At 55.1% G+C, this 15,908-nt stretch carries 7 protein-coding genes and 1 CRISPR repeat array (1 of these 8 only partly in view); all 7 genes read left to right on the top strand.

Annotated elements, in window-relative coordinates; all coding sequences use genetic code 11:
- The first annotated feature begins 24 nt into the window (after positions 1–24).
- Positions 25–681: a type I-C CRISPR-associated protein Cas5c gene (gene cas5c / locus H3T92_RS02860; protein WP_198189369.1), complete on the top strand. Its 657-nt coding sequence runs from the start codon at positions 25–27 to the stop codon at positions 679–681.
- The gene (gene cas8c, locus H3T92_RS02855) at positions 678–2,471 is read left to right on the top strand and encodes a type I-C CRISPR-associated protein Cas8c/Csd1 (RefSeq protein ID WP_198189368.1); all 1,794 of its coding nucleotides are present in this window, start codon (positions 678–680) and stop codon (positions 2,469–2,471) included. Before cas5c ends, cas8c begins: the two co-directional genes overlap by 4 nt.
- Complete coding sequence (gene cas7c / locus H3T92_RS02850) at positions 2,464–3,396, top strand: type I-C CRISPR-associated protein Cas7/Csd2 (RefSeq protein WP_029678124.1); 933 nt, start codon at positions 2,464–2,466, stop codon at positions 3,394–3,396. The genes cas8c and cas7c overlap by 8 nt, the downstream gene beginning before the upstream one ends.
- Positions 3,389–3,730: a CRISPR-associated protein Cas4 gene (locus tag H3T92_RS08310; protein WP_332460620.1), complete on the top strand. Its 342-nt coding sequence runs from the start codon at positions 3,389–3,391 to the stop codon at positions 3,728–3,730. The genes cas7c and H3T92_RS08310 overlap by 8 nt, the downstream gene beginning before the upstream one ends.
- Positions 3,667–4,107, top strand: a complete 441-nt coding sequence (gene cas4 / locus H3T92_RS08305) for a CRISPR-associated protein Cas4 (RefSeq protein ID WP_332460619.1) — start codon at positions 3,667–3,669, stop codon at positions 4,105–4,107. The genes H3T92_RS08310 and cas4 overlap by 64 nt, the downstream gene beginning before the upstream one ends.
- Before the next feature lie 68 nt (positions 4,108–4,175).
- Positions 4,176–5,198 (top strand): type I-C CRISPR-associated endonuclease Cas1c, encoded by a 1,023-nt coding sequence (gene cas1c, locus H3T92_RS02840; RefSeq protein WP_232341838.1) that lies wholly within the window; start codon positions 4,176–4,178, stop codon positions 5,196–5,198.
- 12 nt (positions 5,199–5,210) lie between these two features.
- Positions 5,211–5,501 carry a CRISPR-associated endonuclease Cas2 gene (gene cas2, locus H3T92_RS02835; protein ID WP_198189366.1) on the top strand — a complete coding sequence of 97 codons (291 nt, stop codon included), beginning with the start codon at positions 5,211–5,213 and terminating at the stop codon, positions 5,499–5,501.
- Positions 5,502–5,947: 446 nt separating this feature from the next.
- Positions 5,948–15,908: a CRISPR direct-repeat array (repeat unit 32 nt; unit sequence GTCGCTCCCTTCACGGGAGCGTGGATTGAAAT); it runs 5,359 nt beyond the window's last position.

Raw genomic sequence — 15,908 nt, 5'->3', positions numbered from 1 at the left:
TACCGGCAACAAGAAAGGAGACCAATGACAGTACAACTTGAGGTCTGGGGTCCGTACGCCCTCTTCACCAGACCTGAAATGAAAGTAGAGAGGGTCTCGTACGACGTGATGACGCCGTCGGCGGCACGGGGAATTCTGGAGGCTGTGTTCTGGCATCCAGGCATGGTCTGGCGGATTGACAGGATCGTGGTTATGAATCCGATCAGGTTCACCAGTGTTCGTCGCAATGAGGTCAGCAGCGTGATTTCGGCCGATACTATCAGGTCGATGATCAATGATCCGTCCAAAGACAGCGCGATCTATACTTCCTCAGACATTCAGCAGCGTGCCTCCACCATTCTGCGGGATGTTCACTATGTGATTGAGGCCCACTTTGATATGAATAGTAAAGCTGCCGCTGGGGATACCCCGGCTAAATTCATCAGCATGTTCAATAGGCGGGCTCAGAACGGGCAATACTATCACCACCCTTATTTTGGAACTCGGGAGTTCCCTGTCGATTTTCGGCTTTGGGATGTCGATAAAGGTCAGCCCAAGGGTTTTGAAAATGGTCGTCGGGATCTGGGGTACATGTTATATGACATGGACTATCGAGACCCTGCGGACCCGCAACCTATGTTTTTCAGAGCTGAGCTGATTAATGGTGTGCTGGATGCTACTGATCCGAAGGTGAGCTCATGATTGGCGAACTAGTCAGACTTTACGAACGGCTGGTGGAGACTGGTCAGGCACCGCGGTATGGATACAGCGTTGAAAATGTTCCGTGGGGACTGGACATAGCAGATGACGGGGCCATAACCCATGTCATTCCGTTTGGGACATTGACAAAGAACAAGCAGTTCAGACGTATGATGCCTGTTCCAGCACATGCATTACGAACGGTGAAAATTCAGGCCAATTTCCTCTGCGACAACTCCTCTTACCTGCTAGGTTCAGATGCCAACGGTGCAACAGACAAGGCGGCCAAGCGCTTTGCAGCTGCTGCTAAATTGCATCGGCAGGTGCTTGCAAATGCCGATGAAGCTGAAGCCCGCGCAGTGCTCGCTTTCTTCTCCCGGACGCCTCAGGCGACAGTTGTCGAGGAGAAATTGGGCGAAGGGGACTGGAAGAAGGCCTTGACCGGTAATTTCGTCCTCTGCCGCAACGGCTTACCTTTATCTGAAAACCCAACCATGCAGCAATACTGGGATTCATGGTTCTCTTCGGGTGACGAGGATGGTGATCAGGCGGCCCCTAGTTCTGAAACCATGCAAAGTGTTGTTTCAGGTCAAGCTGTCGTCCCTGCTCTTACTCATCCAAATATCAGAGGCGTCCGAAACGCACAATCCAGCGGATCCGCACTGGTGTCTTTCAATGCCCCAGCATATCTTTCCTACAATAAAAAGCAGGATCAAAATGCTCCTATGAGCAAACGTGAAGCCTTTGCTTACACTACAGCCTTAAATACCGTGTTGAAGGACGAACAGTATACAAGAACCATCAATGATGGCTCCTTGACGATTGTCTCCTGGGCAGAATCGGGACAGGCTGAGTATTCAGCTGAGATGAACATGTGCATTGAAGGCGCTGCGGGGGTTAACCAACAGGACCTGATAGCCACTGTCACGGCCTTGTCTAAAGGAAACCCAGTTGATTTCAATGGTGTCAGGCTTAATCCGGATGAGCATTTCTACATCCTCGGACTTGCTCCCAATGCTGCTAGGCTTTCGGTGTCCTTTTTCTTGAAGGACACTTATGGCAGTTACATGGAGCATGTACGTCGGCATTATGAAGATCTGGATATCGAACGCCCGAAATTTGACAAGCGTCGCTATCTACCTGTGTGGATGCTCCTTGCGCAAACTGTGCCATCTGCTACTGGTGGGAAAAAGAGGATTCCAGCTTCCCCTCATACGGTTTCCGATCTGTTTAAGGCCATTCTTATAGGTGCGCCCTATCCTACGTCGCTTTTGACTGCTGTTGAAAACCGGATTGGTGTTGAGCATGACGTACCTCGCGCCAAGGCGGCAATCATCAAAGCGTATTTTCTTCGTCACCCAAACAACCAATGCCCTAAGGAGGTATTGCAAGTGTCCATCAACAAAGAAAGCACTAATGTGCCCTATGTCCTAGGACGACTGTTCGCCCTATATGAGGACATACAACATGCTGCAAATCCTGGTATCAATACCACGATTGGTGACCGGTTCTTTACTAACGCATCGACCATGCCAGCTGTGGTTTTCCCACACTTGGGCGATTTGGCGAAAAAGCACCTGCGAAAACTGCCGACGGGAACGCGCATTTACTATACCAAGCGTATCGCCGATCTGATGACCAGAATCGGTGAGAACTTCCCGACAAGGTTATCGTTGCCTGAACAGGGTGCTTTCCAGCTCGGATACTATTTCGAAACTCAGGAACGCTACAAGGGGAAGAACAAGGACGACAATAAGGAAACCAGCAAGGAAGAAGGAGTTGTAAATGAGTGAACAAACTGCTAAGGCTATCCAAAATAGGTACGATTTTTCCATTCTCTATGATGTTGAGAATGGCAATCCCAACGGCGATCCAGAGTCAGGCAATATGCCACGAACTGATAGTGAGACCGGGATCGGAATTGTCACTGATGTTTGCCTGAAGAGGAAGATACGTAACTATGTGCAACTGATTAATGGGGATAAGGCACCCTGGCGTATCTATATCAAGCAGCAGGTTCCGCTGAACCGCCTCGATGCTGAGGCGCTGAAAGCGGTTGGCGTCAATGGGGATCCCGATGTGGACAGTATCGGGAAAGCCTTGAAGAAAGCCAAGAAGGAAAACGGCGAGCTGGATAGATTAATTCTCGATTACATGTGCTCCAATTTCTTCGATATCAGGACCTTTGGCGCGGTAATGACCACCTTCGTCAAGGGCGGGTTGGCCTGTGGCCAGGTGCGTGGTCCTGTGCAACTTGGATTCTCGAGGTCCATCGATCCGATCTTCCCGCAGTCTGTCACCATCACCAGGGTGGCCATTACTACGGAAAAAGACCAAGAGAACAAGAACAACGAGATGGGCAACAAGTCAATCGTTCCTTACGGTCTATATCGTGCTGATGGCTATGTGAATGCCAAGCTTGCACAAAAGACCACCGGATTTAGCGAGGAAGACCTGGCTATGCTTTGGCAGGCTATTCTCAACATGTTCGAGTTTGATCATTCCGCAGCCAGGGGCAAGATGGCGGTTCGCAAGCTCTATGTCTTTAAGCACAGCAACGATCTTGGCGATGCTCCCTCCTATAAACTGTTCGATAGCATTCACGTGGCTCATAAGCCTGAGGTCGAGACCCCGCGCAGTTTCTCGGATTACGATGTGACGGTCGATACTTCAGCTATTCCGCAGTCGGTCGAACTGACTGAAATGGTCGATGGCTGAGTCTACTGCAATGATTGAGAATTCCATGGACTCGTCCATGGCCACAGGGCCGGCCGAATATCCTGAGGATGAATGGCTGGCCCTGTCTGGCATTCAACATTTCGAATTCTGCAAGCGCCAATGGGCGTTGATCCACATAGAGGAGCAATGGCGTGACAACACCAGAACGTATGCAGGAGACTTCGAGCACCGGCGTGCTCACGACTACCATGCTTCTGAAAAACGCGGCGACACCTTGATACTGCGCGATCTGCGTGTATTCTCTCGAACTTGGGAGTCGTCGGCGATTGTGACATCGTCGAATTTCACGCAGCTCAGGATGGAGTTTCGTTGATAGGCAGGAGAGGACGTTGGCAACCCTATCCTGTTGAATACAAGCATGGTTCCAGCAAGGTCAATAATGCTGATCGTTTGCAATTGTGCGGCGAAGCTATGTGCTTGGAAGAAATGCTCTCCTGTAACATCAGCCAGGGGGCATTGTTCTATCAGCGGACCAAGCGCCGTGAAGCGGTCGAACTCAATGATGATCTTCGCGCTCAGGTAGTCCATGATCTGGCGCAGATGCGGGACCTTTATCGGCGAGGTCATACTCCCAAGGTGAAGCCAAAGACGGGGTGCCGGTCATGCTCATTGAAAGATATCTGTCTGCCTGAACTTGTGCATAAGTCTTCCGCTGCTGACTATATTCGAAAGACCTTGAAAGAGTTGTAGAGGTAACTTGGGCAATGAGAGTTTATTGAGGAAAAGCCCCGGAGGGAAGCGATGATCCATTGAGACAGATGTTAAACACCTTGTTTGTCACTACAGAGGATGCCTACCTTTCCCTAGAGCAGGAGAACGTTGTGGTGAATGAGGGCGATCGCGTCATGGGACGGATACCTCTGCGTGCCTTGGAGTCTATTCTTTGCTTCAGTTACAAGGGTGCTTCGCCAGCCTTGCTGGGCAAGTGCAATGAATTTGGTGTCTCATTCGCCTTCTACTCCCCTCAGGGCAAATACTATGGGTCAGTGCTTGGAGAGGCTAACAGAAATGTACTTTTGCGACGCCGTCAGTACCATATGGCCGATGACGATAATGAGGTCTGTTCGATTGCAGCTTCATTCGTCATGGGCAAGATATTCAATGCACGACAGGTGCTGGAGCGTGCTACCCGAGACCACGCTTTACGGATCAACGTGCCTCGTGTGAAAAAGCAGAGCGCCCGTCTGTTGGCAGCTTTTCGAGAATTGGACGACTGCCAGACGGCGGATTCGGTTCGCGGTGTGGAGGGGGATGCCGCCAAGTGCTACTTTTATGCTTTTGATGATCTCATCCTCACGAACAAGGATGATTTCTACTTCGAGCAACGCAGCCGAAGGCCACCGATGGATAGAATGAATGCCCTGCTCTCATTTATCTATGTGCTGCTTTCCGGAGATTGTCGTTCTGCACTTCAAGGTGTCGGCCTTGACCCTTATGTCGGTTTCTTGCATACAGACAGGCCGGGTAGATCTTCCCTGGCCCTGGATCTTGTTGAAGAATTGCGGCCTGTCTTTGCGGATCGGCTGGCTTTGTCCCTGGTCAACACCCATGTGGTTAAGGCTGGTGATTTTGAGGTTCGAGAGAACGGAGGAACTTATCTTAACGACAAGGGTAGGAAGCAGGTGCTCTCTGCCTGGCAGAAGCGTAAAAATGAGCAAATCATGCACCCCTTTCTTAAGGAGAAAGTGCCTTGGGGCTTAGTGCCTTATGTGCAGGCACTATTGCTGGCTAGATACATACGTGGGGACATGGATGCCTATCCGCCAATGTTTTGGAAGTAGGGTGGAAGAATAATGATGGTGGTTGTTGCTTATGATGTCGACACCTGTGAGGCGGCTGGTCGGAGGCGGTTGCGGCAGGTCGGCCATGAGTGCATGAAGTTTGGGCAGCGTGTGCAAAATAGTGTGTTTGAATGCATGGTCACTCCTGCCGACCGTGAACTTCTAAAACAGCGGCTAATGACGCTGATCGACCCTCAGGAAGACAGCTTGATCATGTACGACCTGGGTGCCAGATATTCCCGAAGAATCCATTATTACGGGGTGAGGCGGCATATTCCTGTTGACCAAGTGATGATGTTATAGAATCGCTGGGTTATGGCTGCACTGTATTGTCTGTGCCACGAAATTAGACGATGGCTGAGTAGTTGGTGTAATTCTGAAAACAGTGCGGTATGCTGACTGTTGTTGCAAATCCTCAGAGGCGCGAAACGCTAGCAATCATGTATTCGTCTGATCCTTCGCGCTACGAATCGCTGCTTTTATATGATATTCAGTCTTAATTTCGCATGTTTTAGTGAGCTGAGTTCTTTTTTGAATTTCCAAGCAGATGTTTGTAGATGGGAGGAAAGCTAGAATTTTAGTGAAACATATGAACGGTTGTTTGATAACTAAATAGTGATGTTGTCGATTTGAGGCATCATCTCAATTGCTCGGCTAGAGACAGAATCTGTGTACGTATGTTCGGCTGTTGGAACTCGCTAGCTATTAAAAGCTGACCATATATTGGTCAAGGGATGTATCATTGAGCAGTCGCTCCCTTCACGGGAGCGTGGATTGAAATTTTTGCCCAAAGCAGGCGCTTGCCGATTTGCTTTTGTCGCTCCCTTCACGGGAGCGTGGATTGAAATCGGCCCGGAGGGGATGCCGGCAGGCCTGGGTGCGGGTCGCTCCCTTCACGGGAGCGTGGATTGAAATACCGTCGGCGATGATCTCCTCCTTGCCGGCCTGGATGTCGCTCCCTTCACGGGAGCGTGGATTGAAATTCGGTGTCCGTGTCCGAGTAGGCCGTCTCACGCAGTCGCTCCCTTCACGGGAGCGTGGATTGAAATGGGGCTGACTGGGAATGCTTGTTTCGGACTGCGGGTCGCTCCCTTCACGGGAGCGTGGATTGAAATACTCTCGTGAGGTCGGCTTCGCAGGCCCGAGCGTGTCGCTCCCTTCACGGGAGCGTGGATTGAAATGCCGCCCTCCTCAACGGGGCGCAGATCCTCGCCAGTCGCTCCCTTCACGGGAGCGTGGATTGAAATCTGCCGGGGGCGGGCTCGGTGAACCGGGTGTCCCGTCGCTCCCTTCACGGGAGCGTGGATTGAAATCAGAGTAGACATGAGCGAAAACCAGCAGAGCACCAGTCGCTCCCTTCACGGGAGCGTGGATTGAAATGCTGTGGTCCCTGGCCCACTCGGCCAGGGGGTGCGGTCGCTCCCTTCACGGGAGCGTGGATTGAAATAAAAGCCGGAATTTGGTGTGCTGTGGATATAAAAGTCGCTCCCTTCACGGGAGCGTGGATTGAAATTGCAAAACGTTATGGTCGATCCACTCGTCGTCCACGTCGCTCCCTTCACGGGAGCGTGGATTGAAATGGATCCTCCGGCCATGGTCGCCTCCTTACAAATAGTCGCTCCCTTCACGGGAGCGTGGATTGAAATCTGCACACACCCTGGCCTGTGACTGGCCCGGCTGGTCGCTCCCTTCACGGGAGCGTGGATTGAAATCAGGAGCAGGCGGCCCGGGCCGACGGCGTGGAGGTCGCTCCCTTCACGGGAGCGTGGATTGAAATCAAAGAGGACCCATGTACGGCGGCTGAAGACATCGTCGCTCCCTTCACGGGAGCGTGGATTGAAATAGGCCCTGCACATGCTGGGCCAGCCGGACAGCTGGTCGCTCCCTTCACGGGAGCGTGGATTGAAATATGCCGTTGGTGAAGATGATGTTGGCTGCCGTGGTCGCTCCCTTCACGGGAGCGTGGATTGAAATGCCAAGGACGGGGGCCGTCAGGAGTCTCGGGCCGGTCGCTCCCTTCACGGGAGCGTGGATTGAAATATACGCAGCAAGGCCTACCAGTCGATGAAGGCCAGTCGCTCCCTTCACGGGAGCGTGGATTGAAATGGGAGACCGGAGCGGGGGCGGTTTTTGCATTCAGTCGCTCCCTTCACGGGAGCGTGGATTGAAATGACAAATGCGGCTACGACCTGAAGCAGTCGCATGCGTCGCTCCCTTCACGGGAGCGTGGATTGAAATTCGGCATCGCCGTCCCCCCGGAGCTTCGCGCCTTGTCGCTCCCTTCACGGGAGCGTGGATTGAAATAGTTCAGGAGACGCAATGGTCAAGCTGGCTACAGGTCGCTCCCTTCACGGGAGCGTGGATTGAAATCTTCTGGGCGAGCTGGCCGGCGCTCAGGAGCAGCCAGGTCGCTCCCTTCACGGGAGCGTGGATTGAAATTCCCTGCCGACGCCTACTCCCTAAGCACGCAGCGGGTCGCTCCCTTCACGGGAGCGTGGATTGAAATATCGTTTCCGCCATGCTTCCGACAGGACAGGTGAGTCGCTCCCTTCACGGGAGCGTGGATTGAAATATTGCCAGCGCCCATGTCATTGATTGAAGGGTCAGTCGCTCCCTTCACGGGAGCGTGGATTGAAATTCATCGTCGGGGAGCTGGGAGAGGTCCAAGCGGGTGTCGCTCCCTTCACGGGAGCGTGGATTGAAATTGCAAGTCATCGCCCCGGGCTTGTCGCCCATCCCGTCGCTCCCTTCACGGGAGCGTGGATTGAAATTCCTCGCCGGACCTGAACGACAAGCAGAAAGCCAGTCGCTCCCTTCACGGGAGCGTGGATTGAAATTCCCAGCGCTGGACGCTCTGCCGGCGCACGCGCATGTCGCTCCCTTCACGGGAGCGTGGATTGAAATGAACGGGACCTGATCCGGGAACGCACCATGGCCGGTCGCTCCCTTCACGGGAGCGTGGATTGAAATACCGAGGTAATCAAGAAAGAAGCTCCGGAGGACTATGTCGCTCCCTTCACGGGAGCGTGGATTGAAATAATCTCCTGCTGTTCAAGCTCGGCCCGGGTGTACCGTCGCTCCCTTCACGGGAGCGTGGATTGAAATTCCAGATTACCGGCACCCTCATGGCAAATGAATCGTCGCTCCCTTCACGGGAGCGTGGATTGAAATAAGACCCTAGTTGATACGGCAAAGAGAGTACTTGTCGCTCCCTTCACGGGAGCGTGGATTGAAATGCAATGGTGTCGGGCATGGGTGCCTCCAATTTGTTGTCGCTCCCTTCACGGGAGCGTGGATTGAAATTTGCCGGTGATCTGGATGGTCTTGCCGTCAGGCAGGTCGCTCCCTTCACGGGAGCGTGGATTGAAATCTGGCGTGAGCATGGGTATAGCTTGTCGGTGATGGTCGCTCCCTTCACGGGAGCGTGGATTGAAATGGCATCCTGCTCGCGTCTGAGCTCGGCAGCCTCGTCGCTCCCTTCACGGGAGCGTGGATTGAAATCCAATCACTTTTGCGCACATCTATGCCGCCCCAAAGTCGCTCCCTTCACGGGAGCGTGGATTGAAATTTTGAGCTTTTGCGCAAGCTGATATGACAAATATAGTCGCTCCCTTCACGGGAGCGTGGATTGAAATCCGCGTGGCTTTTGCCCGATACGCCTGGCTCAGATGTCGCTCCCTTCACGGGAGCGTGGATTGAAATAAACTGAGCGCCTTTGATGCGGATACCAAGTGGGTCGCTCCCTTCACGGGAGCGTGGATTGAAATTCATTGGGGGAGTGGCAATGCCGGCAAACGTGGAAGTCGCTCCCTTCACGGGAGCGTGGATTGAAATTCGATTCGGTTGATGTAGTCTTTGGTAGATAGATGTCGCTCCCTTCACGGGAGCGTGGATTGAAATCCGTCGGCCGTGGTCTGCGCCTTGGCGGCCTTAGTCGCTCCCTTCACGGGAGCGTGGATTGAAATACCGACAACCAGATAGCCGCCTTGCAGCAGATGGGTCGCTCCCTTCACGGGAGCGTGGATTGAAATCCGGTGACGTGGAGGACGCGGTGCTGGAGCAGGCTGGTCGCTCCCTTCACGGGAGCGTGGATTGAAATGGGTGGATCAGGAATCTTATCAGCAGCATGGGCGTCGCTCCCTTCACGGGAGCGTGGATTGAAATGTCGGCTGAACGGCGAACAGGTGACGGTCACCGGCAGGTCGCTCCCTTCACGGGAGCGTGGATTGAAATACGGGCGAAAGCGAAATGCAGGACGTGCTGCGCCCGTCGCTCCCTTCACGGGAGCGTGGATTGAAATGTCAAAGCCGGGGGACGATCCACGCGGGTGGACAGGTCGCTCCCTTCACGGGAGCGTGGATTGAAATGACCACGTCAGCATCCTGGTGGACGGCGTGGAGGGTCGCTCCCTTCACGGGAGCGTGGATTGAAATAACATCCTGGACAGCCTGGACGAGTTCCTCTCCCGTCGCTCCCTTCACGGGAGCGTGGATTGAAATAATGACCATAAGGTCTGCCCTGCATGCCTTAAGCGTCGCTCCCTTCACGGGAGCGTGGATTGAAATCACAGGCACATCCTGCCGGCACGGTTCGGGGCCAGGTCGCTCCCTTCACGGGAGCGTGGATTGAAATTGCAAAGGGAGCAAACACATGAAAGTTACCAAGGGTCGCTCCCTTCACGGGAGCGTGGATTGAAATTCCATGCCTAAAGACAATAAAAAATTACATCCCAGTCGCTCCCTTCACGGGAGCGTGGATTGAAATAACATCAAGGTGCATTACATCGGGTCGAAGTCCGTCGCTCCCTTCACGGGAGCGTGGATTGAAATTCGGAGGCGCCGACCAACATACCACGCGGATCCGGTCGCTCCCTTCACGGGAGCGTGGATTGAAATTTGTCCCTGCAGGCTTTTGTGGACGGCATCGGCGGTCGCTCCCTTCACGGGAGCGTGGATTGAAATCGGCCTTAGCACACACCCTGTCGGCGTGACGACCGTCGCTCCCTTCACGGGAGCGTGGATTGAAATATAGCGTTGGTTGCGGCTGCTGTGGATGAGGCTAGTCGCTCCCTTCACGGGAGCGTGGATTGAAATGGGGAAAAGCCGGAAAGGATCAGCCAACAGAGCCGTCGCTCCCTTCACGGGAGCGTGGATTGAAATCGGCAAGTCCTCGACGACTCCCGGTTTAGCTGGTGTCGCTCCCTTCACGGGAGCGTGGATTGAAATAGCACGTTGTCCAAAATTCACCCCCTATCGCAAGGTGTCGCTCCCTTCACGGGAGCGTGGATTGAAATACGCTGGACGGCGTAAGGCTGCAGCCCGTCACCGGTCGCTCCCTTCACGGGAGCGTGGATTGAAATCATCACCGACGCCGACCTTGATTTCGTCATCCCCAGTCGCTCCCTTCACGGGAGCGTGGATTGAAATCACGACCACCATACCTATCCGAAACAGGCGCACCCGTCGCTCCCTTCACGGGAGCGTGGATTGAAATAATCTCGCCAGCAAGACCGCCATGTACCGTGTGTAGTCGCTCCCTTCACGGGAGCGTGGATTGAAATTGGTAATCCCACTGCAGCCAAGGTGGTGGAGAAGTCGCTCCCTTCACGGGAGCGTGGATTGAAATACCGATGGGACACAGTACATGGGCAAGCCGAAGTCGCTCCCTTCACGGGAGCGTGGATTGAAATATGTATTCGGACACCGATTCCATCCATCTGAGCAAGTCGCTCCCTTCACGGGAGCGTGGATTGAAATAGCAGCTGGCGCTTCCCGCTCGACCGTAACCGCAAGTCGCTCCCTTCACGGGAGCGTGGATTGAAATATGTGCTTCGGCTATCCTGAGATCGGAGGCTTCATGTCGCTCCCTTCACGGGAGCGTGGATTGAAATCGGGGATCCGGCCGTCTGGGGTGTGATAGGGGAGGTCGCTCCCTTCACGGGAGCGTGGATTGAAATCCCCTTTCACATCTCCCTGCGGGCATCTTACTTGTCGCTCCCTTCACGGGAGCGTGGATTGAAATTGCAATGTCCCTGTCCATCAGGCCGTACAGACTGGGTCGCTCCCTTCACGGGAGCGTGGATTGAAATATTGTCTGGGGCTGCACGGTTATTTCCACGCGGCTGTCGCTCCCTTCACGGGAGCGTGGATTGAAATTCGAAATGCACCGGCTTCAATGGCTGTAGATACAGTCGCTCCCTTCACGGGAGCGTGGATTGAAATATGCAGTATCCGGGACTGGCCACCAGGAAGGGCCGTCGCTCCCTTCACGGGAGCGTGGATTGAAATGATTACACGGTTGCACTTGACGCAATCCAAGCATGTCGCTCCCTTCACGGGAGCGTGGATTGAAATTCATTGTTCGGCGTGAGCCTGTCGCGCCATGGTGTCGCTCCCTTCACGGGAGCGTGGATTGAAATTCGCCCTTGGGTCCCTGCGGGCCCTCAACGCCTGTCGCTCCCTTCACGGGAGCGTGGATTGAAATGGCGCAGGCCCCAGTTTTGGGGGCGGCCCCAGCTTGTCGCTCCCTTCACGGGAGCGTGGATTGAAATCTCTCGGTGACCAGGGGAGACGAACGCTCGGGGGGTCGCTCCCTTCACGGGAGCGTGGATTGAAATCCGAACATCTTCGCCTGCGCATTTTTCCCATCCGGTCGCTCCCTTCACGGGAGCGTGGATTGAAATGGCCGGGCCTGTCGCCCCGCCTGTCCAGGCTCCTGGTCGCTCCCTTCACGGGAGCGTGGATTGAAATTGCCAGCCGTGGGCGCCCAGCTGGTCGATGGCCTGTCGCTCCCTTCACGGGAGCGTGGATTGAAATATGCCGATTAGATGAGGAGGGGAAAACAATGCGCGTCGCTCCCTTCACGGGAGCGTGGATTGAAATCGGAGGGCCAGAGATGGCCGCTCAGATCGCTGTTGTCGCTCCCTTCACGGGAGCGTGGATTGAAATTCTGAGCTCCGGCCGCGACGGGTGCATGGAGGTGGGGCGCTCCCTTCACGGGAGCGTGGATTGAAATTGGTTGCTGACGGGTCTAATGCTGGCGGTATCGGGTCGCTCCCTTCACGGGAGCGTGGATTGAAATCAGTGCATCGTCAAACACCTGGACATCCCCCACGAGTCGCTCCCTTCACGGGAGCGTGGATTGAAATGGCTATGCGGTCGAGCTGTTCAAAGCTGACCTGCCGTCGCTCCCTTCACGGGAGCGTGGATTGAAATACCGACACCCTGGCCCAGTGGCAGGCGAAAGGCGGTCGCTCCCTTCACGGGAGCGTGGATTGAAATGTCCTCACCGGGTGGCCGTGAGGGCGTGGAAGACGGGTCGCTCCCTTCACGGGAGCGTGGATTGAAATACCTATGGGCTCAAGGAGACGGGAAAATTGCGGTCGCTCCCTTCACGGGAGCGTGGATTGAAATCCCATCTTGCAGCTATCCGACACGCGCGGTCACGGTCGCTCCCTTCACGGGAGCGTGGATTGAAATCGCGCCCTGCTCACCAAGGCCGGGATGGACCCCGGTCGCTCCCTTCACGGGAGCGTGGATTGAAATTCGCCCCATGTCGTCATGCTGATGCCGGTGTTGAGTCGCTCCCTTCACGGGAGCGTGGATTGAAATAGCGTGCCGGAGCTGAAGGCGATGCTGATGGCCACGTCGCTCCCTTCACGGGAGCGTGGATTGAAATTCCACAGTGGCGTTGGACCCTTGGGGCAGCGTGGGTCGCTCCCTTCACGGGAGCGTGGATTGAAATAAATGACACGCCATGCAAGGTCGTGGTTTTCACCGTCGCTCCCTTCACGGGAGCGTGGATTGAAATGCCGTCCTTTCCGGCAGGTCCCTGCGGCCCGGTGTGTCGCTCCCTTCACGGGAGCGTGGATTGAAATGATCATCGTCAAATGCCGAGAACGCCTCCATCTGGTCGCTCCCTTCACGGGAGCGTGGATTGAAATCGACCTCCGGGCAGTCAAACAGATCCCAGTATCGGGTCGCTCCCTTCACGGGAGCGTGGATTGAAATCCGAGGCCCTGCCGGCCACTTGAATCACAGCCGGAGTCGCTCCCTTCACGGGAGCGTGGATTGAAATCTGGACTGGGAGCCTCCAGCCTCACACAAGGGAGGTCGCTCCCTTCACGGGAGCGTGGATTGAAATTGGGGCGATCCCAGCCATGTTTTGGATGATGAAAGTCGCTCCCTTCACGGGAGCGTGGATTGAAATGGCGGGTGCTATCGCCAAGGGTCTTATGTGGCACTAGTCGCTCCCTTCACGGGAGCGTGGATTGAAATTTTGTCTCCTATAGCACCAGCCACCGCAATATTGATGTCGCTCCCTTCACGGGAGCGTGGATTGAAATGTCATGCTGGTAGACGATGATAAGGCCAAGGACAAGTCGCTCCCTTCACGGGAGCGTGGATTGAAATTGTGTCACGGGTTACTGACACGTCCTCTATGCTTGTCGCTCCCTTCACGGGAGCGTGGATTGAAATCCAGCAGTCACAAACACATGGTGGCATACAAGCGAGTCGCTCCCTTCACGGGAGCGTGGATTGAAATGCCCATCACTTGTCTCCTTTGATCTCTCGCACGTGTCGCTCCCTTCACGGGAGCGTGGATTGAAATAGGACGATGGCCTGGACGCCGATGCCTGGCACCAGTCGCTCCCTTCACGGGAGCGTGGATTGAAATCGGTTCCAACGCCACCATCCGGATAGCCCAGGTGGTCGCTCCCTTCACGGGAGCGTGGATTGAAATCTGGTAAAAACCCCGTCAGGCGGTGTCCATGCCGTCGCTCCCTTCACGGGAGCGTGGATTGAAATTGCCGGCCCTGCTCCATGACCTGGCTCACCTTGTCGTCGCTCCCTTCACGGGAGCGTGGATTGAAATTCTGTGACCTGCACCACTGTACTCGACTCGCTCGTCGCTCCCTTCACGGGAGCGTGGATTGAAATCCGTAAGCGGAGCAGAGTCGTCAGGACTGGCAAGTCGCTCCCTTCACGGGAGCGTGGATTGAAATCCCAAGTCGCTGTGTCAAACTACATGCATGTGATAGTCGCTCCCTTCACGGGAGCGTGGATTGAAATTGGTTGCGGACGATTCGTTTGGCGTCCTCAATGGTCGCTCCCTTCACGGGAGCGTGGATTGAAATAGGTTGATAGCGGCCCACTGTCGGCCCATAAAGCTGTCGCTCCCTTCACGGGAGCGTGGATTGAAATTTTTCGGGCCAGATGTGCTGGGCGGCCTCATGACCGGTCGCTCCCTTCACGGGAGCGTGGATTGAAATAAGGAACCGTGGGATGTCGATGGCCACGACCCGTGTCGCTCCCTTCACGGGAGCGTGGATTGAAATTGGATCGTACGCCTCTGCTGGTGTCCCGCAAACAGGTCGCTCCCTTCACGGGAGCGTGGATTGAAATCCATGCTCTGTGCCAGGGCAAGCTGCCGTGCCGCGTCGCTCCCTTCACGGGAGCGTGGATTGAAATATCTGCTTCGACGGCAGTCTGCCTTTGGAGCTGGTCGCTCCCTTCACGGGAGCGTGGATTGAAATAGGAACAAAAGGCTGGACGGTGTGAAGGTCTTGGGTCGCTCCCTTCACGGGAGCGTGGATTGAAATGATGCCTCGATGAGCGCCGTGCAGGCCAATACTAGGTCGCTCCCTTCACGGGAGCGTGGATTGAAATTCGATGCGCGCATCCTGTTTCGGATCGTCCAGCGTCGCTCCCTTCACGGGAGCGTGGATTGAAATGCCGTCCTTGCCTGCAGGCCCTTGCGGCCCGGTGGTCGCTCCCTTCACGGGAGCGTGGATTGAAATTTGAACGGCATGGCCATCAAGGGGTCCAATTACGGGTCGCTCCCTTCACGGGAGCGTGGATTGAAATATGTTCACGGTTTCCGCCGCCTCATAGGACGTTTGTCGCTCCCTTCACGGGAGCGTGGATTGAAATGTGTAGTAGGCGTACTTGCCCTGCTTGGAAATCGTCGCTCCCTTCACGGGAGCGTGGATTGAAATCAGTCGCCTGCCTGGATGTTGGAGGCCTGCATGTGTCGCTCCCTTCACGGGAGCGTGGATTGAAATCCAAATCTCCTCTTATTATACAGCTGACTACGGAGTCGCTCCCTTCACGGGAGCGTGGATTGAAATGCCGGCACCGAGGTCGAGGAGTACAAGGACCAGGTCGCTCCCTTCACGGGAGCGTGGATTGAAATATCTGCGACGAGCTGCACGTGTACAAGACCCCGGGTCGCTCCCTTCACGGGAGCGTGGATTGAAATTCAAGGCCGCAGCCCAGGGAGCCACCGACGAGCAGGTCGCTCCCTTCACGGGAGCGTGGATTGAAATATATCCAAACCGTTGCTGCCTACCGGCGTGATGGTCGCTCCCTTCACGGGAGCGTGGATTGAAATATCATCCAGGGCTACAAACTGGATCTGGGAGCCGTCGCTCCCTTCACGGGAGCGTGGATTGAAATTCCTTGTCGGTTGCCATGTCGCATGGCTGCGCCGGTCGCTCCCTTCACGGGAGCGTGGATTGAAATCTTGCCTTGCAAGTGGGGTAAACGTAATTTTAAGGCGTCGCTCCCTTCACGGGAGCGTGGATTGAAATTCCAAGATTGTTTGAGAGGTAGAAGTTGCAATCAGTCGCTCCCTTCACGGGAGCGTGGATTGAAATTCCGGGCAGAATAGCGCGAGGGCCGGCCTGAGCCTGTCGCTCCCTTCACGGGA

Origin of the sequence: Bifidobacterium sp. W8112, from assembly GCF_016101425.1 — a bacterium.
GTDB classification, from domain to species: Bacteria; Actinomycetota; Actinomycetes; order Actinomycetales; family Bifidobacteriaceae; genus Bombiscardovia; species Bombiscardovia apousia.
The sequence above is the reverse complement of the archived record's forward strand: the minus strand, read 5'-3'. Positions and strand labels throughout refer to the sequence as shown.

What these genes read in the sequence shown, in the direction of transcription:
- cas5c (WP_198189369.1), top strand. Translation starts at nt 25, where the DNA reads ATGACAGTACAACTTGAGGTCTGGGGTCCGTACGCCCTCTTCACCAGA.
- cas8c (WP_198189368.1), top strand. Translation starts at nt 678, where the DNA reads ATGATTGGCGAACTAGTCAGACTTTACGAACGGCTGGTGGAGACTGGT.
- cas7c (WP_029678124.1), top strand. Translation starts at nt 2,464, where the DNA reads ATGAGTGAACAAACTGCTAAGGCTATCCAAAATAGGTACGATTTTTCC.
- H3T92_RS08310 (WP_332460620.1), top strand. Translation starts at nt 3,389, where the DNA reads ATGGCTGAGTCTACTGCAATGATTGAGAATTCCATGGACTCGTCCATG.
- cas1c (WP_232341838.1), top strand. Translation starts at nt 4,176, where the DNA reads ATGTTAAACACCTTGTTTGTCACTACAGAGGATGCCTACCTTTCCCTA.
- cas2 (WP_198189366.1), top strand. Translation starts at nt 5,211, where the DNA reads ATGATGGTGGTTGTTGCTTATGATGTCGACACCTGTGAGGCGGCTGGT.